Raw genomic sequence first — 18,976 nt, 5'->3', positions numbered from 1 at the left:
GATTGCTCACTGCATCGCGCGACACTGATTACCCTTGTAGGGCCTGACAGCGGAACGCTGCCAGGCAGGGAACGTCCCTTCCCCGGATCACGATACCCACTCCTGGAGCACGCATGACCGGTATCACCGCAATCCTCGTATCGCTCGTGCTTCTGATGTTTCTGGCCTACCGCGGCGTGAGCGTGCTGCTGCTTGCCCCGCTACTCGCAGCGCTCGCCGCCTTTCTCAGCCAGGATGTGCCGGTGCTGGCCGGTTACACCCAGGTGTTCATGAAAGCGCTGGGAAACTTTATCGTCCTTTACTTCCCGCTGTTCCTGCTCGGCGCAATCTTCGGCAAGCTGATGGAAGCATCCGGGGCGGCAGGTGCGATCGCGGACTGGATCGTTGCCCGTCTGGGCCGAGAACGTGCCGTACTTGCTGTCGTCCTCGCGTGTGCCGTGCTGACTTATGGCGGCGTATCGCTGTTCGTTGTCGCCTTCGGCATCTATCCCGTTGCTTCGGCGCTGTTCCGGCAAGCTGACGTGCCCAAGCGGCTGATCCCCGCCAGCATCGCCCTTGGCGCCTTTACCTTCACGATGACTGCGCTTCCCGGTACACCCGCCATCCAGAACGCAATCCCGATGCCCTTCTTCAAAACGACACCCTTCGCCGCGCCCGGTCTCGGGGTCATTGCCGGACTTGTCATGCTCGCCTTCGGCATGGTCTGGCTGCTCTACCGGGCGCGCCGCGCGGCGAAAGCCGCCGAGGGATATGGCGAGCCGGAGGAAACGCCGCTACAGCAACCGGACAAGACCTTGCGCCCCTTGGCCCAGGGCGAAGGATACGACCTCGTTGAGGTCGGCACGCAGGGTGCCGGCAGGCCGGGAATCGCCGTTGCCTTGTTTCCGATCCTGCTGGTGGTTGCGCTCAACTACGTTTTCTCCCGCCACCTTTTCCCCGCGCTCGACACCGGCTATCTGGCCTTGCCGCAGTACGGCGCGACGGCCCTCGACCAGCTCATCGGCCTCTGGTCCATCATCTGCGCGCTGCTCCTGTCGAACCTTGCCATCCTCGTGCTGAACCTGCGCCGGCTTCCGGGCGTCACAGGCACGCTCGACGACGGTGCAAGCGCATCCGCCCTGCCTATCTTCAATACGGCTTCCCTCGTCGGCTTCGGCGCGGTGATCGCCTCGCTTCCAGCGTTTGCCATGATCCGTGACGCCGTGCTTCATATCGCTCCCGGAAATCCGCTGATATCACTGTCCATCGCCGTCAACATCCTCGCCGGCATCACCGGTTCCGCTTCGGGCGGGATGAGCATCGCCCTGCAGACGCTCGGCGCGAGCTATCTCGACATGGCGCGCCAGACCGGCACCTCCCCGGAACTGTTGCACCGCGTTGCTGCCATCGCCACCGGCGGCCTTGACTCGCTGCCGCATAACGGCGCGGTCATCACCTTGCTGTCGATCTGCAAGCTCGGCCATCGCCAGGCCTATCCGGATATCTTCATGGTGGCCGTTGTCGGCCCGCTGGCGGCGCTCGCCGTGGTCGTGCTGCTTGCCACCTGGGTGGGAGCGTTCTGATGGCCAAACCGATTTCCATCGATCTCGCGTTGCAAGGAGGCGGCGCACACGGGGCATTCACCTGGGGCGTGCTGGACAGAATCCTGGAAGACGGCCGGCTGCGCATCGACGGCATCAGCGGCACCAGTGCCGGCGCGATGAATGCAGTTGTCCTCGCCGACGGATATTCCCGTGGCGGCGGGCCGGATGGTGCCCGCAAGGCGTTGCGGCATTTCTGGCGTGCCGTCAGCAGGATAACGCGCCTGAGTCCGCTCCAGCGCTCGCCGCTGGACCACCTGATGGGCAACTGGACGCTTGACAGCTCTCCCGGCTATCTGGCGCTCCAGATGGCGGGAGCGTTTGTCTCTCCCTACCAGTTCAACCCGTTCAACATCAATCCCCTGCGGGATCTTGTGCACCGCCTGGTCGACTTCGACCGGGTGCGTTCTTGCGAAGCCCTGCATGTCTTCATCTCTGCGACCAATGTCCGCACCGGCAAGGCGCGCATCTTCCGCCGCGGGGAGCTCGACGCAGACCGTGTCATGGCCTCGGCCTGTCTGCCACAGCTTTTCCACGCCGTCGAAATCGATGGCGAGGCGTTCTGGGACGGCGGCTACATGGGCAATCCGGCGCTGTTTCCCCTCGTCGATGAGACCGATGCGCACGACCTGATCATCGTCCAGATCAATCCGATCGTACGCGAGGACCTGCCGCACAGCGCAACGGAAATCATGAACCGGCTGAATGAAATCACCTTCAATGCCAGCCTTGTGCGGGAGATCAGCTCGATCCTGTTGCTCAAGAAGCTGATCGACGAGGAACATGTCACGCGTGTCCGCTACACCGACATGCGGCTGCACAAGGTCAGCGCCGATGCAGAACTGATGGGCCTGAGCGTGTCGAGCAAGTTGAACGCCGAATGGGGCTTCCTTGAATACCTGCATCGGGTCGGCTATCGTGCCGCCAACGAATGGCTTGACATGAATTTTTCCAGCCTCGGCCACACATCCACCCTGGACCTGGCATCGATCTATTTCGCCGAAATGAGCGACAAGCGCAGCCGATAGCCCTTTCAATGCGGGCGCAGCAGGATGCCGTTCTTTCCTTGCCGCTTGACCTCGTACATCACCGCGTCGGCTGCGGCAAGCGCCTTGTCCGCATCCTGCGGCGATTCATTGAAACAGACGATGCCGATGCTGAAGCCCACAGGCCAATCATGCTGACGCATCGCTGTGTCGAGGCCGCGTTTCATGAAGCTCGCGGCATGTTCTGCCGCATCCGCCGCCGTCTCGCGCAGCAGGACCGCGAACTCGTCGCCGCCCAGACGTCCCACCGCGTCGACGTTGCGCAGTTCCGCCCGGAGCACCCGCCCGATTTCCGCAAGTAACAAATCCCCGGCATGATGGCCGAGCGTGTCGTTGACCTGCTTGAAGTTGTCGCAGTCGAAATAGGCGAGCGAGAACGGGTGGTCATAGCGGCGATGGCGATCAATCTCGGTTTGCAGCTGTTCGCGGAACCCGGCCTTGTTCAGGCAGCCGGTCAGCGCATCGGTTTTCGATTGACGACGCACCACATCATAGGACTCGCGCAGCTTCGCCTGGACATACACCATCACCGATATGGCGGCGAAATCGCTGACAAGATCGAGGTAACGGTACGCCAGGTTGCTGAGAAACGGAGCCGCGTCTGCAATCGTCAGCGCCGAGATCGTGGCCATCAGGGCGGCAAAGAAGTACCCCCACCGGGCTCCCGCAAACCAGGTCACGATCAGCACAGGGATGATGTGCACGATCAACAGGCTGATTTCGAACCCGGCCGCCGCATCGAGCACCGCCACAAGGCCAGTGCCGAGGAATCCGGCGAGAATCGCCCGATCGGGAGAGACGTGCGGTATTGCTGCAAATCTCATGGCTGGCGCACGCCGCGCTGCCTGCGTCGCATCCAGCTCAATCGTACGTGGAGGTGCCAGAGCGCGCTTACGCCCACGTAGCCGACGATCGCAGCCGAAGCCGCAAGGACGGCCAGGCCGGTCATGAGGGGAAAGCCGACACTGTGCAGCCACTCAGCCAGTTGCGGTATCCAGCCGTCGACTTCGCCCTGTTGCACAGCCATCGCATGTTCGACTTCGGCGTCGATTGCCGTTTCCGAAGGGATGGGTTCACTTCCGGTCAGGACGTCCCCCAGCCGGTACGCGAGATAATAGATCGGAGGAAAGGTCAGTGGATTGGACACCAGGGTGCACAACGCCGCCACCGGCAGGTTGACACGCAGGAAGATCGCCGCGATTGCCGCGAGAAATATTTGGGCGAACGGTACCAGGATGCCGAAGAACAAGCCCGTTGCCACACCTCCCGCGACTGAACGGCGATTGAATTGCCACAGAAAGTGATGATGCAGGTAAGGCGCGAATGGCTTGAGGAAGGGCTTGTCACGCAAGCTCTCCGCAGTCGGCAAGCGCCGCATGAAACGCTGGAACTGCATTACCGCTGTACTACTGCAGCAATGGACGGAACGCCCGATCGTCGCCGACGGTCCCCAGTTCGGCAAGCTGCTCCTGCGCAGCGCGCTCAAGCGTATCGTCCAGGACGTCCTCGGGAACGGCAGGCAGGAGTTTCTGCAATTCCGGTTCCGGCATCAATTGCGTCCCCTCCGGATCCCACTGGTTGTACACATGGGTCACCATTTTCCAGATCGAACCCTGGGTTTCACTCAAACTCATGTCGGCCTCCGTCGAAAACGCCCCGGTTGGACAGCGCCATTTCCACCAAGTTTTTGGTATCACGCTTTTCCAGTCGGGAATAGCGAACCTGAGGGCGCTCTCGATCGGCATCTGGTCCCGAAATCTAGAACTAATTTTTCAACATTTCCTTAGACTTCACTTTACAAAAATCGTACAAACGTTGGACGTTGACGGGAGTTCTACTTCTTCAACAAGTCGCAGTTTTAGTTCTGCCCGCTTCGGCCGGCTGCACGTCGCCACATAAGGGCTGACCGGCGGAGATCGATGCGAAAAAGGGCTGCCTTTCCTTCTGCCGCACCTGCCGCGCCTGCCGCCATCCGCGCTTTGCTATCCAGATCACCAGGTGAACTCATGTCGCAGTTGCAGTTTATTGTCAGGACGATGTTGGTTTTGCTCATCGCCTTCACGGGCGCCGATTACCTGGCGCAGAACGTGCCGGCCAGGGTTGAGGCCGACGGCTGGGCGAGGAAGCGGGATGCCCTGGTGCGCTTTTATACGCCGTCCGTCGGCCGCGCCGATGCGCCGGTGCATATCGTCATATTCATGGATCCGGCGTCCGAAATCTGCCGGGTCTTCTACCCGCTGGTCAGGGAAATGCGCGAGGCCGACCCGGACCGGATCCGCCTGACCGTGCGAAGCGCTGTTGTCGTGGGTGATATGGACAAAGTGCTGGAGATCCTCGAGGCGGCGCGCAGGCAAGGCAAGTTCTGGGAAGTGCTGGAAGGCTTGCTGCACGCGCAGCCGGTATGGGTGAAGAAGGACGAAATCCGTCCGGACGCGGCCTGGAAAGTCGTCGAGAACCTGGATATTGGACTGGATATGCCGCGCGCCCGGGCCGATGCCGCCTCAAGGGATGTTTTCCTGACCATTCGCCGGGACAAGGGGGATACGGCACGCATGGTGGTGAAGGAGCCGGCGGTGTTCTTCGTGAACGGAAAGCGTTTGCCGCGACCCGGCGTCGAGTCCTTGAAGAAGCTTGTCGCCGAATCGATGGACAAGGCTGTTTCTGGTTAGTCCGGCGCGTGAAGGAAAGCTTTAAACAGGCTTTTTGAAAAGAATAACGTATCTCACTGATTAAAAACGGATATCGGCATCCTTCCTGGCGATTTCCTGCGAAGCAGCGAAAAGTTCGCGCACTAGATGCGATAGATCACGCAAGTGATTGTATTTCCGTGATATTTAACCTTCCATCAATATCGCAACAGGTAGATGTGCCAGCGCTTCGGCGAGCATCAGCTTTCCGGCCCCGATCTTCACGCGCAGGCCGGAGTAGATCTCCTTCCATGTCGAATCCGCCACGCCGGGGATTTGTACCGCCGTGTCCTGCCAGCGCGCCACCGGGACGATGGGCGTGCCGTCCTGGGCGAGGATGCGGACCGGCAGGTGCGTCGTGACGACGATGGCGGTGCGGTCCGGCAGCCGCCGGGCAAAGGCGACGGCGTGCCCGGCCAGCGGCCCGGTCAGTTCGAGCGGGACGTATTCACCGCGGGCGAACAGTTCCGGGTCTTGCGCGCGCGCCTGCAAGGTGCGCCGGATGATCTGCTGCTTCACGCGCCCGTCCTGCCAGCCATCGATGCCGATCGCGGGCGCCCCGTCCTCCAGGCCATGCATGCGGCTGGCGTAGTCGACGGGACGCCGGTTGTCCGGATCGACCAGGCTGAAGTCCCAGAAATCGGTTCCCTGGTACAGGTCCGGCACGCCGGGCGAGGTCATGCGCAGCATGGTCTGGGCCAGGCTGTTGACGACGCCCGCCGGCGTCAGGCTGTCGACGCAGGCGGCGAGTTCGGCCAGGAAGCGGTTTTCCGGGCTGACATCGAGGATGCCGTACAGGAAACGGCGGCAGGCTTGCTCGTATTCTTCGTTCGGCAGCACCCAGCCGCTGACCTGCTTGGCTTCGCGCAGCGCCTTGGTCTGCCATTGTTCCAGCCGTTCGGCGAAGGCACGCACACCCTCCCTGTCGCCCGGCTGCAGGCCGATCGGCCAGGCGCCGGCCAGCATCTGGTACAGCATCAGCTCGTCGGCGGGCTGGGGGGCCGAGACGGCTCCGCCCTCTCCCGCTGTTTCGCTGTGCAGCGCGGCGTTGAGCTGCATCCAGCGCGTGACCATGGTGTTCCATTCCGACGGGATTTCGCTCAGCGCGGCAATCCGGGCGCGCACGTCCTCGCCGCGCTTGTGGTCGTGGGTGGCGGTGGCCAGCATGGAATTCGGAAAGTACGCGGCGCGTTCCATGTTGGCCGCGTGGAATTCCTCCGGGCTGCAGGCGAACTGGCTGGGGTCCGAGCCGACTTCGTTGCGGGAAAGCAGCCGGCCGTAGCGGTAGAACGCCGTGTCTTCCACCGATTTCGCGGCCAGCGGCGGGGTGAGCTGCTGGAAGCGGGTGATGGCGCGCTGGTGCAGGTGGCGCACGCGGGGATTGGCGGCGTCGCGGGGCGCATCGCCGCCCAGCCAGTGGGCGAGCACGTCCAGCAGCGGGGTCTCGGTGCGGTCGACGCTTTGCCGAGCCTGTTCCAGCGCCCTGTCGATGACCTCCTGGTCCAGCTCGTCGCGGCCGTTGGCGTCGGCATAGGTGCGGTAGACCGGGAAATGCACCAGCAATTCGGTAAACACCCGGCGGATCGCGCCCAGCGAAAAATCGCGGGTGCGCAGGTCGGTGCGGGCCACGGCATGGAGGGCACGGGCGGCCGCCTCGAATTCTCCCGCCAGGTTGTTGGCCAGCAGCTGGCGGCGGGCTTGCCGCACTTCGGCCTGGAAGTCGAGGTCGTGACCGGTCAGCGCGCGCCACATGTCGGCCAGCGGCGCGTCGCCGGCTGGATCGTGCAGCAAGGCGCCGACCCGGTCCATGAAGTCGTAGCCGCTGGTGCCGTCGATTTCCCAGTTCTGTCGCAAATGCTCGCGATGGGCGAGGATTTTTTCGACGACGATATAGGCCGGCGCGGGCGCCAGCTCGGGCGGGCGCTGCGAGCTCAGGGCTTGCAGGCGGCGGCGCAGCTTGCGGCAGTAGGCGCCGGGGTCGGCGAGGCCGTCCACGTGGTCGATGCGCACGCCGTCGATCAGGCCTTCTGTGTAAAGGCGGAAGATCATGGCGTGCGTGGCTTCGAAGACGTCGTCCTGTTCGACCCGCACGCCGGCAAGGTCGGTCACTTCGAAGAAGCGCCGCCAGTTGATGCTGTCCGCGGCGCAGCGCCACCAGGAAAGCCGGTAGTGCTGCCGCTCGAGCAGCGCATGCAAGGCTTCCAGCCCTTGTGGTGAGGCGGCGGAAAAGCCGGCCAGCGCCTGTTCGATGCCGGCGCGGCCTTCGGGCGTCATGCCGGCATCGCGCAGCAGTCCGGAGCCGATGTCGGCGTTGTGCTGGGTGATGGCGCCGCCCTCGCCCGCTTTTTCCTCGAAAGTGGCAATGGCGGAAGCGAGCCGCTCGGAGCCGGCGGCGTGCAGGATGCCGGCGTATTCCGAGGGCGATACCGGGAAGCGGTGCCCGTAATAGGCAATGAAGAACTTGCCGCGCGTGTCGTCGAACTGGAGCGTGATTTCACCGTCGGCGATCGCATCGCCGTAGGGTTTGCCGAGGAATGGCGCGAGCACCTTGCCGCGCAGGGTTTCGTCGGCCGGACTCCAGTCGATGTCGAACCAGCGGGCGTAGGGACTGCCCTCGCCCCACTCCAGCACATGCTGCCACCACGGGTTTTCCGGGCCCACGCCCATGTGGTTGGGCACGATGTCGAGGATCAGGCCCATGCCGTGCTCGCGTACGCGCGCCACCAGCCGGCGCAGGCCCTCCTCGCCGCCGAGCTCGGGATTGATACGGGTCGGATCGACGATGTCGTAGCCATGCGTCGAGCCGCTGCGGGCGGTGAGGATGGGCGAGGAATAGAGATGGCTGATGCCCAGCGCCGCGTAATACGGCACTACTTCGGCAGCCTGGTCGAAGTTGAAATCCTTGTGCAGTTGCAGTCTGGCGGTTGCGCGCGGGATGGCCATGTCAGCGGTTTCCTTTCGCGGAACGTGTCTTGTTCATGGACTCCAGCCGCGCACGCACCTCGGCCTGGTCCAGCACGCTGTCCACCGGCTGCGGCAGGCGACGGCGCCAGTTGGGGTGGGTATCGATGGTGCCCGGCAGGTTGGGCTGTTCCGGCAGACCGAGCGCATCTTCCACCGGCAGCATGGCCAGCGGCGCCGGCGTGGCGGCGATGAAGCCGGCGGCGGCGTCGACCACGCGGCCGGCTTCATCGGACGGCGGCATCTCGCCCTGCGCGCACCCCGCCCCTGCCAGCGCCTGCCAGAGGGATGATCGTTCGCGGGTGCGGTCGTGCAGCGCGTCGCTTTCGGTCTGGCCGGGCATGTGCAGGTCGAGCCGGGTGCGCCAGGCGATGTCGCGCCCCTGCCACCAGCCGGCAATGGTCGGCAGGTCATGCGTCGTGGTGGTGGCGATGGCGTGGGCGGGCCATTCGTCCGGCCGGAAGAAGCGGCCGTGGTGCTGCTGGAACAGGAGCACGCGGATGCCGAGCAGGCCGGCCTGCGCCAGCAACTGGTCGTAGCCCTCGGGCACCGTGCCAAGGTCTTCGCCGATCACGATGGCGCGGTTGCGCCAGGATTCCAGCGCGATCAGACGCATCAGGTCGTGCACCGGGTATTGCAGGTAGGCGCCGTGTTCCGGCGATTCGCCGTCCGGCACCAGCCACAGGCGGTTCAGGCCGAGCACATGATCGATGCGTGCGCCGCCGGCGTAGGCGAAGATGGCGCGCAGCATCTCGATGTAGGCGCCGAATCCCTTGGCTTTCATCGCGTGCGGCGAGAATGCGCCCAGGCCCCAGCTCTGGCCGCGTGTGTTGAGGACATCCGGCGGCGCGCCGACCGAGAGGCCGTTGATGATCTCTGCCTGCCGGCTCCATGCCTGGCTGCCGCCGTTGTCCGCGCCCACGGCGAGGTCGGTGATGAGGCCGATCGGCATGCCGGCATCGCGGGCGGCTTTCTGCGCGCCGCCGAGTCCGCGCGCGGCCTGCCACTGCAGGAATTCGTGGAAACGCACCTCCGCCTCGTGATGCCGCGCAAAGTCGGCGACGGCCGCGCCGCGCGGATCGCGCAAACCTTCCGGCCATTCCTTCCAGTAACCGCTTTCGCCGTTGGCGAGTTGCCAGCCGTGGAGCGCTTCAAAGCGCGCATGGTCCTGCAGCGCCTCGCCGCCGTGCTGGCGGAAGTCATCGAAGTCACGGTTCCCGCCGGCGGCCAGCATCCGGTCATGCAGGCGCCGCAACAGCGCCAAGCGGATCTGGGCCGAGCCGGGCCAGTCGATCAGTTCCGCCTCTTCCATTGCCGCATAGCGGGCGGGTACGTCCGGTCCCAGGGCGGCCAGTTCGGCCAGCATGGCATCGCGTCCGAGCACCGCGGCGGGGTCGATGTGCTGCGCGTTGAGGAACAGCCGGCTCGACGGGCCGTAGGGGCTGAAGCGGTTGACGTCGGCGCTGAACATCGCGTGCACCGGACTGATGGCGAGGGCGGATGCGCCATGCGCCGCGGCGGAACGGGCCAGCGCGGACAAGGCGGAAAAATCGCCGATCCCGCCGTCGCCCGGCCTGCGCAGCGAATAGAGCTGCACGCCCAGGCCCCACAACCGTGGCTGCTCGTCGGGCCGGCGAAGCGCGTCGGCCACGCCGAAACATTTCGGCGGCGCGATGGCCAGCGTGGTGACGTGGCCGCCGACACGCAGGGTGTGGTAGCCGTAATGGTCGATGGCGGGCAGCTCCACGCCGTGCGAGGTATCGGCGGGCAGGCGGCCGTCGAGGTGGCGGCCGGATTCCAGTTCGATGCGCCACGCCTGCCCGGCGAGATGCGGCGCCGGCGGCAGGTGCAGCGGACGGCCGGCCACGCTCGTAAACAGAGGCGGCAGTCCACCGCCGCCATTGAGCTGCGCCAGCCGCGCATGGCTGGCCCGGCAGTCGTCCTCGCTTGCACAGGGGAAGCCAAGCCGTTCGAGGATGCGCCGCAGCGCGTCCGGTGCGACGCGCATCGGCTGGCCGAAGGCGTTGGTCCATTCATGCGCCAGGCCTGCGGCCCGCGCCAGGTTCAGGATGTGTTCATCGTTCATGCGGAAGGCTCCAGCACAGCGAGGAAGGCACGGCCGGGAAGTTCGTTGCGTGTGATCGCGTCCTCCACGCCGTCCGTCGCGAAAAGAAGGGTTCCGCCCTGCCCGTCGGCCAGACGGTCATAGGCGATAGTGACACCGGAGGTCCCAAGGTTGATCGCCAGCATCAGCACTTTTCCGTCGCCCATCCGCCAGCGCGCCTTCACCGCGGCGGGGGCGATGATTTCCGTGCCGAGCGACGCCGCGCCTTCGAGGCGGGGCACGATGTGCGTGCGGCGGATCGCCAGCAGGGAGGCGATCCATTCGCGCCACGATTGGGCCACCGTCGGATCGGCTTGCGGGATCGACTGCTGGAAGGTCTCTTCGGCGTTCGGGTCCGGAATCCGCTCACGCTGCCCCGGGTCGGAAAAGGCCGCGAAGCGGGCGAATTCCTGGCGGCGTCCGTTGCGCACCGCGTCCGCCAGTTCCTGCGTGAGGTGGCTGGTGAAATACAGGAAGGGCTGCGTTGCACCGACCTCCTCGCCCATGAACAGCATCGGGATGTGCGGCGACAGCAGTTGCAGCGCCATCGCCGCCCGCAGCGCATGCGGATTCGCCAGCGCCGTCAGCCGTTCGCCGAAGGCGCGGTTGCCGATCTGGTCATGGTTTTGCAGGAACATCACAAAGGATGTCGGCGGCAGGTGTCCGCTCGGCTCGCCGCGCGGCGCGCCGCCTGCATACAGCGAGGCTTCGCCCTGGTAGATGAAGCCTTCCGACAGCCCGCGCGCCAGCTTTTCCGCCCACTGGTTGATGTAGCCCGCGTAATAGCCTTCGCGCTCGCCGGTGAGCATCACATGCAGGATGTGGTGCATGTCGTCGTTCCATTGCGCGTCGTACAGATGCGATGGTGCGCGTTCCAGCAGGCGGGCGCTGTTGTCGTCATTTTCCAGCACCAGGTGCACATGGCGGCCGGGCGGCATCGCGGCCCGGATACGCTGCGCCATTTCAACCAGCCAGTCCTTGTCGCTGATGGCATGCACAGCGTCGAAGCGCAGGCCGTCGAAACGGAATTCGTCCAGCCAGTAGATCGCGTTCTCGATAAAGAAGTCGCGTACCGGCCGTTGCCGGAAATCGATCGCCTGCCCCCAGGGCGTATGGATGTCGTCCCGGAAAAACTGCGGTGCGTAGGTGCCGAGGTAATTGCCGTCCGGCCCGAAATGGTTGTAGACCACATCGAGGAAGACCATCATGTCCAGCTCGTGCGCGGCGTCGACCAGGGCCTTGAGCTGGTCCGGCGTGCCGTAGGCGGCGTCAGGCGCGTACGGCAGCACACCGTCGTAGCCCCAGTTGCGCGGACCGGGGAAGTCGGCCACGGGCATGAGTTCGATCGCCGTGATGCCAAGGTCGGCCAGCGCAGGCAATTGCTGCATCACGCCCTCGAAGCCGCCCAGCGCGCCGGCGTGCAATTCAACCAGCACGGTTTCATGCCAGGGCCGTCCGGTCCAGTCCTTGCGCTTCCACTGGTAGCTGTCCGGATTGCAGACGACGCTGGCATCGTGCACGTCGCCGGCCTGGGCGCGTGATGCGGGATCGGGCACGGCGAGATCGCCGGAAATGCGGAACTTGTAGCGTGCGCCGGCGCCGGCAGCGGCCTCGGCCTCGAACCAGCCGTCGGCGAGCCGGTTCATGGGAACGGGCGGCATGCTCTCGATCTCGACGCTGACCGCTTCCCTGCCCGGCGCCCACAGGCGGAAAAGGGTGCGGTCGGGCGCCAGCAGGCGGGCGCCGAAGGATGGGTTAAATGATGACATTGTCGGTAACCAGTAAGACCGCACTGTGTGCGGAAACGATGAGCCTGCCTTCGACGGGCATGCCGTCGGCCTCCGGATCGGCGGCATCCACCGCGATCGTCCATGGCATGTCCGGCTTGGGCAGGATGAATTCGCGATCCATCGAAAAGGCGTTGAGCAGCAGCAAGGAGGCGGAGAGCTGACCTGCCCGCAGTTCCTGGCCGATGCGCCGCAGCGCCAGCAGGCGGCCTTCGCTGAAATGCCAGCGCTCCTGCGTCATTTCGGCGCCGGTTTCGTCGAACCAGCTGATTTCCGGAATCCGATGCAGCGTGCGCAGGTTGGCCGCCAGGAAACGCGTGCTGCGCAGCCGCGGCAGGATACGGCGGGCGGCGATGCAGCGGCGGGTGAACTCAAGCAAGGTCTTGCCTTCGCCGGTGTCGATGAGACTCCAGTCGAACCAGGAAATTTCCGAATCCTGGCAATACGGATTGTTGTTGCCCTGCTGCGTGCGCCCGAATTCGTCGCCGCCCAGCAGCATCGGCGTGCCGTGCGAAAACAGTAGCGTCATCAGCATGGCCCGCTTGACCTTTTGGCGCGTGGCGCGGACCTTGGGATCGTCGGTGGGCCCTTCCACGCCCCAGTTGGCGCTGCGGTTTTCATTGCTGCCGTCGCGGTTGTCTTCCAGGTTGGCTTCGTTGTGCTTGCGGCTGTAGCTCACCAGGTCCTGCAGCGTGAAGCCGTCGTGCGCGGTGACGAAGTTCACCGAGGACCAGGAACGCCGCCTCCGGTGGTTGAACAGGTCGGCCGAGCCCATCAGCCGGCTCGCGATGGCGCCGCGCACGCCGGAATCGCCGCGCCAGAAGCGGCGCACGTCGTCGCGGAAGCGGTCGTTCCATTCGGCCAGCCCGGGCGGATGGTTGCCGACCTGGTAGCCGCCGGGGCCGACGTCCCAGGGCTCGGAAATCAGCTTTCTCGGGGCCAGCACCGGGTCTTGCAGCAGCGCGTCGAAGAAGCCGGAGCCGGGGTCGAAGCCGTAGCTTTCCCGGCCCAGCGTTGCCCCGAGGTCGAAGCGGAAACCGTCGACGTGGAATTCCTGCACCCAATAGCGCAGCGAATCCATCACCATCTGGATCACGCGCGGATGCGACATGTTCACCGTGTTGCCGCAGCCGGTATCGTTGACGTGGTGGCGCGGATAGTCGCGGTCGAGCCGGTAGTAGCTGGCGTTGTCCAGGCCGCGGAAACACAGCGTGGGACCGAGCTCGCTTTCTTCGCAGGTGTGGTTGTAGACCACGTCCAGGATCACCTCGATGCCTGCCGCATGCAAGGCGCGTACCGCATGCCGCATTTCATCCGGCGATCCGGTGGACAGGTAGCGCGGCTCGGGCGTGAAGAAATTGAGCGTGTTGTATCCCCAGTAGTTGAGGAGGCCCTGGTTGACCAGCCGGCGATCATGCAGGATCGCATGCACGGGCAGCAGCTCCACCGCCGTCACGCCCAGGCGCACGAGATAGTCGATGACCCAGGGATTGGCGAGGCCGGCGAAGGTGCCGCGCTCCTGCTCGGGCACCTTGTCCAGGCGCATGGTCAGGCCGCGTACGTGCGTCTCGTAGATGACGGTCTTTTCCCACGGCACCTGGGGATGGCGGTCGCCGTGCCAGTTGAACGTCGATTCCGTCACCACGCACTTGGGCATCGATGGCGCGCTGTCGCGGTGGTCGAAGGACAGGTCGGTGCGCGGCGAGTTGATGCGGTAGCCGTACAGGCTGTCGGCCCAGCGCACATGCCCGTGCAATTGGCGCGCGTAGGGATCGAGCAGCAGTTTGTTTGGATTGAAGCGGTGGCCGCTCTCCGGCTGGTACGGGCCGTAGGCACGGTAACCGTACAGCGCGCCTGGATGCACGCCGGGGATGTAGCCGTGCCAGATCTCATTGGTACAGTGCGGCAGGGAACAGCGCGCGACTTCGTGCTTTCCCGCCGGGTCGAAGAAGCAGATCTCCATCTTTGCCGCATTCGCGGAGAAAACGGCAAAGTTGGTACCGATACCGTCGTAGGTGGCTCCCAGCGGGTACGGCGACCCCGGCTGGACGGGGGCAAGCGGCAGGCTCAGCGGCGCCATGTGCGCAAGGGTTTGAGCACGACCGTCGCGAGCGGCGGCAGCCGCAGCATGAGCGACTGCTCCATGCCGTGCGCGGGCTCGGCATCGGCGTCGATGCGCTCGTCGCTGCCCTTGCCGCTGCCCTTGCCGCTTCCGCCGTAGACCGTGGCGTCGCTGTTGAGCACTTCGGTCCAGCTGCCGCCTTCCGGGACGCCGACGCGGTATTGCTCGCGCGGCACCGGCGTCATGTTCATCACCACCAGCAGAGGCGGGTCACCCTGCTCGCCTCGCCGCAGATATGCGAACACGCTGTTGCTGCTGTCGTCGCCGATCACCCAGGCAAAGCCCTCGGGGCTGTGATCGAGCCGGTGCAGCGCGGGTTCGGCCGCATACAGCCGGTTCAGGTCGCGCAGCAGGCGTTGCATGCCGCGATGCGGCGGGTTGTCGAGCAGGCTCCAGTCGGGCGAGCCGTCGTGGTTCCATTCCAGCGGCTGGGCGATCTCGCAGCCCATGAACAGCAGTTTCTTGCCGGGATGGGTCCACATGAAGGCGAGATAGGCGCGCAAGTTGGCCATTTTCTGCCAGCCGTCGCCGGGCATCTTGTTGAGCAGCGAGCCCTTGCCGTGCACCACCTCGTCATGCGAGATCGGCAGGATGAAGCGTTCCGAGAACGCATAGATCAGCCCGAAGGTCAGGTCGTGGTGATGGTGCCGGCGGTGGATCGGATCGGTGCTCATGTAGCGCAGCGTGTCGTGCATCCATCCCATGTTCCACTTGTGCGTGAATCCCAGGCCGCCCTCTTCCACCGGCGCGGAAACGCCCGGCCAGGCGGTGGATTCCTCGGCGATCATCAGCGCGCCGGGGCAGCGCTGCGCAACGACCTGGTTCAGGTTGCGCAGGAAGGCGACGGCTTCCAGGTTTTCGCGTCCGCCGTGGACATTGGGCACCCATTCGCCGGCCTTGCGGCTGTAGTCGCGGTACAGCATGGACGCCACCGCATCCACCCGCAGGCCGTCCACGTGGAAATGCTCCAGCCATTCCAGCGCGCTGGCGATCAGGAAGGCGCACACTTCGTTGCGGCCGAGGTTGTAGATGAGCGTGTTCCAGTCCTGGTGGTAGCCTTCGCGCGGGTCCTGGTGCTCGTACAGCGCGGTGCCGTCGAAGCGCGCGAGCCCATGCGGATCCGAGGGGAAATGCGCCGGCACCCAGTCGAGGATGACGCCGATGCCTTCCGCATGGCAGCGGTCGACGAAGGCGGCGAACCCGGCCGGCGAGCCGAAGCGCGCGGTCGGCGCGAACAGGCCCAGCGGCTGATAGCCCCAGGAGCCGCCGAACGGATGCTCCATGACCGGCAGGAATTCGATATGCGTGAAGCCCATGCCCTTGGCATACGGAATCAGGCGATCGCCGAGCTCGTGCCAGTTCAGGCTGCGGCCGTCTTCTTCCAGGATGCGCAGCCAGGAACCTGCGTGCACTTCATAGATCGACATCGGCGCGTTGGCTCCCTGCCGTTGCGCGCGGCTGGCCATCCAGGCATCGTCGGTCCAGCGGAACGGCATGTCCGAGGGCACCACGGACACTGTCGACGGCGGCATCTCGGAAGCGCGGGCGACCGGGTCGGCCTTGAGCGGCAGCACATTGCCGTCGATGCCGACGATTTCATACTGGTAGCGCGCACCGCTGCGCAGGCGCGGGATGAACAGTTCCCACACGCCGGCCTCGAAGCGCAGCCGCATCGGATGGCGCCGTCCGTCCCACAGGTTGAAATCGCCCACGACGGACACGCGCCGGGCGTTCGGCGCCCACACCGCAAAGCGGGTGCCGGCCACGCCGTCGATCGTCATCGGGATCGCGCCGAGACAGCGGCCCAGTTCGCGGTGAGTGCCCTCGCGCAGCAGGTGCATGTCCAGCTCGCCCAGCAGCAGCGGAAAACGGTACGGGTCCTCGGTGTACTGCACATGCTCGCCGCCGGAAGCGGTCGGCCAGGTGATGCGCAGCAGGTAATCCTGGCCGGGCGAAAGCGTGGGCGCGCCGCTCACGAACAGCCCGGTCTGGTTGACGTTGTAGAGCGACTCCAGCAGCACGCCGGCCGCATCGTTGCCCGGCTCGCGGCTAACGACATCGACCGCCAGCGCGCCCGGCTGGAAGCTGCGGACCACCATGCGCTCGCCGGCCCGGTGCGGGCCGAACAGCGCGAACGGATCCGTCAACTGTCCATGGACGACGGCGTCGATCGTCCTCTGGTCGACGACGGTCAGTTCCTCGGTGTGCTCAACCATTCGACGGTTCTCCTTCTGAAACGCTTAGCAGTTCATCCGCGATCTTTGCCAGTCCGTTCATCGGCACCGGTAGCCATGTCGGCCGGTTCGCCGCTTCGTAACAGACCTCGTAGGCGGCCTTTTCCAGCACGAACAGCTGCAGCAGGCTGCCCTCCGCCTCCGGCGAGACCTGGAAGGCGCCGTTGTAGGCGGCGGCACGATAGGCATCGAGGAAGACGGACTGGGAGGTCGGGGCGAAGCGGCGGATGATGTCCTGCTTGCGCAGTTCGCCGGCTTCGTCGAGATCGGCCGGCCCGGCGATGTTGGCAAAGGCGGCGGCGTAGTCGAACGAACGCAGCAGCCCGGCCACGTCGCGCAGCGGGCTGGACTTCTCGCGCCGTTGCTCCAGCGGCTTGGCCGGTTCGCCTTCGAAATCGACGATGTAGACATCGCCGTGCGCCACCAGCACCTGGCCGAGGTGGAAATCGCCGTGGATGCGGGTGCGCAGCGTGCCGACGCCGGCGGCGGCCAGCGCATCGAGCCGGTCCAGGAGCTGGTCGCGCTGGCTTAGCAGGCGCGCGGCGCGGCGCGACTCGGCTTCGTTGGTCCATTCGGTCTTGCCTTGCAGGGCGGTGAAGGCAGCTTCGAGCTGCTTGCGGGCGCACTGCGCCCACAGCTCGGCGTCGTCCGCAGTCGCCACTTCGGGCGCGAAGTCCGGGTTGTCGCTTGCGGACGAGAGCGCGGTGTGCATCTCGCCCAGGCGCTTGCCGAGGTTGCTCGCCAGGCTGAGCATTTCGTCCTGCGGATGCGAAATATCCTGGGTCGTTTCCGCCGCGGCCGCCGGCTCGGGAATCGCCACCTGCTGCACCCAGCGGGCCAGCGTGTCCAGCACCCATTCCCAGGCATCGCCCTGGTTATGGATGAATTCCTGCACCATGATCATGGTGTAGCGCGTGCCGTCGGTGGCGATGCGCGTGACTTCGCCGTACATGCACGGCGCATTGGCATAGCCGAGCGAGGTGAGGTAGCGCCCCATCTCCGCTTCCGGATGCACGCCTGGCAAGAGACGGCGGATCACCTTCAACACCAGCTTGTCCTCGATGATCAGCGAGCTGTTCGACTGCTCGGCCGACAGCCGCCGGATCGGGGGTTCGGCGCTCAGTTCCACGGCGTCGATTTTCCCGGTGGGCAGGAAGTGCACCTCACCGTCGCCCGAGGGCAGCTTTGCGCGTGCCCGCAGCTGTTCGATGATCACGAAGGAGAAGGAATCGAGCACCCAGGCATCGGTGAGCAGGCCCACGTAGCGGCCGCGCCGCGCGCGGGCGAGCGCGAGCTGCTGCGGCATCGCGGTGACGATGTCTTCCTCCCGGATATAGCCCAGCGGCAGCAGGTAACGGTTGGTGCCGCCGGTCGTCACGGTTTCGACTTCCGCCAGCATCGACGGCATCACATGCGGACGGGCCGTCGCGCCCGGCAGCAAGGTGGCGAGCGCGATGCGCGCGGTCTTCAGTTTTTCCTGCTTGCCGGCATACCAGCGCCGCTTGGGCAGGTAGACCGGCAGCGCCTCGTTCTCCAGGATATTGCGGCGCGGGGTTTCCAGCACTTCGGCGATGCCGTTGCGCAAAACCAGGGTCGCCAGTTCGGGCAGCGGCTCCGGGCCCGGGACGTGCCAGGGGGGCATACGCTCTTCGGGCGCGAGCAGGAACCAGTAGAAGCCGTACGGCGGCAGCGTCAGCAGGTAAGGCAGTTTGCCGATCGGCGGGAAGGCGGAGCCGCCGAGCATCTCGATCGGCACCCGGCTGGCATAGCTCGACAGGTCGAGTTCGACCGCCTGCGCCGAGCGCGAGACATTGGTCACGCAAAGGATGGTTTCGGTTTCCCCGTCGCATTCGTACTCGCGCATGTAGGCGAGGATGCGGCGATTGGCCGGGTACAGCAGCGTGAACTTGCCGCGGCTGAACGCGCAATGCTGCTTGCGCACCGAGAGCAGGCGGCGCATCCAGTTGAGCATCGAGTAAGGATCGGCGCTCTGTGCTTCCACGTTGACCGCCTGGAAACCGTAGATCGGGTCCTGGATGGGCGGCAGCACCAGCCGCGCGGGATCGGCACGCGAAAAGCCGCCGTTGCGATCGGACGTCCATTGCATCGGCGTGCGCACGCCGTCGCGGTCGCCGAGGTGGATGTTGTCGCCCATGCCGATCTCGTCGCCGTAATAAATGACGGGCGTGCCCGGCATGGAGAGCAGGAAGCTGTTCAGCAGTTCGGTGCGGCGGCGGTCGCGTTCCAGCAGCGGCGCCAGGCGGCGGCGGATGCCGAGGTTGATGCGGGCACGCTTTTCCGAGGCGTAGTAGTTCCAGAGGTAATCGCGCTCCTTGTCGGTCACCATTTCCAGCGTCAGCTCGTCATGGTTGCGCAGGAAGATCGCCCACTGGCAGGCGTCCGGGATTTCCGGCGTCTGGCGCAGGATGTCGGCGATCGGGAAACGGTCTTCCTG

Annotated in this window: 12 protein-coding genes; 3 read left to right on the top strand and 9 right to left on the bottom strand. The window is 65.4% G+C overall.

Annotation, left to right across the window (positions count from 1 at the left end):
- The first annotated feature begins 113 nt into the window (after window positions 1-113).
- Together VFF99_RS15470 and VFF99_RS15465 are read left to right on the top strand one after the other, a co-directional pair.
- Window positions 114-1,562, top strand: coding sequence for a GntP family permease (locus VFF99_RS15470; RefSeq protein ID WP_325019431.1), 1,449 nt, complete (start codon window positions 114-116; stop codon window positions 1,560-1,562).
- A complete protein-coding gene (locus tag VFF99_RS15465) occupies window positions 1,562-2,608 on the top strand; it encodes a patatin-like phospholipase family protein (protein ID WP_325019429.1) in 1,047 nt (348 codons plus the stop codon). Before VFF99_RS15470 ends, VFF99_RS15465 begins: the two co-directional genes overlap by 1 nt.
- A 5-nt stretch (window positions 2,609-2,613) precedes the next feature.
- Here the strand turns inward: VFF99_RS15465 and VFF99_RS15460 are convergent, their stop codons facing one another.
- Genes VFF99_RS15460 through VFF99_RS15450 form a run of 3 tightly spaced genes read right to left on the bottom strand, consistent with a single transcriptional unit; the run spans window position 2,614 to window position 4,260 of the window.
- On the bottom strand, window positions 2,614-3,450 hold the full coding sequence (locus VFF99_RS15460) for a GGDEF domain-containing protein (protein ID WP_325019426.1): 837 nt from the start codon (window positions 3,448-3,450) through the stop codon (window positions 2,614-2,616).
- Entirely contained in the window at window positions 3,447-4,022 is a 576-nt protein-coding gene (locus tag VFF99_RS15455; RefSeq protein ID WP_325019424.1) for a DUF2062 domain-containing protein, read from the bottom strand. The genes VFF99_RS15460 and VFF99_RS15455 overlap by 4 nt, the downstream gene beginning before the upstream one ends.
- A 10-nt stretch (window positions 4,023-4,032) precedes the next feature.
- Window positions 4,033-4,260, bottom strand: coding sequence for a hypothetical protein (locus tag VFF99_RS15450; protein ID WP_325019422.1), 228 nt, complete (start codon window positions 4,258-4,260; stop codon window positions 4,033-4,035).
- A 372-nt stretch (window positions 4,261-4,632) separates the two neighbouring features.
- Here VFF99_RS15450 and VFF99_RS15445 point away from each other — a divergent pair, with 372 nt between their 5' ends.
- Window positions 4,633-5,295, top strand: a complete 663-nt coding sequence (locus tag VFF99_RS15445) for a DsbA family protein (protein WP_325019420.1) — start codon at window positions 4,633-4,635, stop codon at window positions 5,293-5,295.
- Between the two features lie 165 nt (window positions 5,296-5,460).
- Here the strand turns inward: VFF99_RS15445 and treY are convergent, their stop codons facing one another.
- The 6 genes from treY to VFF99_RS15415 all read right to left on the bottom strand — a co-directional run.
- Window positions 5,461-8,256, bottom strand: a complete 2,796-nt coding sequence (gene treY / locus VFF99_RS15440; RefSeq protein ID WP_325019418.1) for a malto-oligosyltrehalose synthase — start codon at window positions 8,254-8,256, stop codon at window positions 5,461-5,463.
- Window position 8,257: 1 nt separating this feature from the next.
- Window positions 8,258-10,360, bottom strand: a complete 2,103-nt coding sequence (gene malQ / locus VFF99_RS15435; protein ID WP_325019416.1) for a 4-alpha-glucanotransferase — start codon at window positions 10,358-10,360, stop codon at window positions 8,258-8,260.
- A complete protein-coding gene (treZ, locus tag VFF99_RS15430) occupies window positions 10,357-12,147 on the bottom strand; it encodes a malto-oligosyltrehalose trehalohydrolase (RefSeq protein ID WP_325019414.1) in 1,791 nt (596 codons plus the stop codon). The genes malQ and treZ overlap by 4 nt, the downstream gene beginning before the upstream one ends.
- The gene (gene glgX / locus VFF99_RS15425) at window positions 12,134-14,245 is read right to left on the bottom strand and encodes a glycogen debranching protein GlgX (RefSeq protein ID WP_325019413.1); all 2,112 of its coding nucleotides are present in this window, start codon (window positions 14,243-14,245) and stop codon (window positions 12,134-12,136) included. The genes treZ and glgX overlap by 14 nt, the downstream gene beginning before the upstream one ends.
- Window positions 14,233-16,503 carry a 1,4-alpha-glucan branching protein GlgB gene (gene glgB, locus VFF99_RS15420; protein ID WP_325019411.1) on the bottom strand — a complete coding sequence of 757 codons (2,271 nt, stop codon included), beginning with the start codon at window positions 16,501-16,503 and terminating at the stop codon, window positions 14,233-14,235. The genes glgX and glgB overlap by 13 nt, the downstream gene beginning before the upstream one ends.
- On the bottom strand, window positions 16,496-18,976 hold a 2,481-nt coding region (locus tag VFF99_RS15415), incomplete at its 5' end, for a putative maltokinase (protein WP_325019409.1). The genes glgB and VFF99_RS15415, both read right to left, overlap by 8 nt.

The organism is Noviherbaspirillum sp. (genome assembly GCF_035654295.1).
Lineage (GTDB): Bacteria > Pseudomonadota > Gammaproteobacteria > Burkholderiales > Burkholderiaceae_D > Noviherbaspirillum.
Note: the sequence above shows the minus strand (reverse complement) of the source record. Positions and strands in the feature narration are given on the sequence as shown.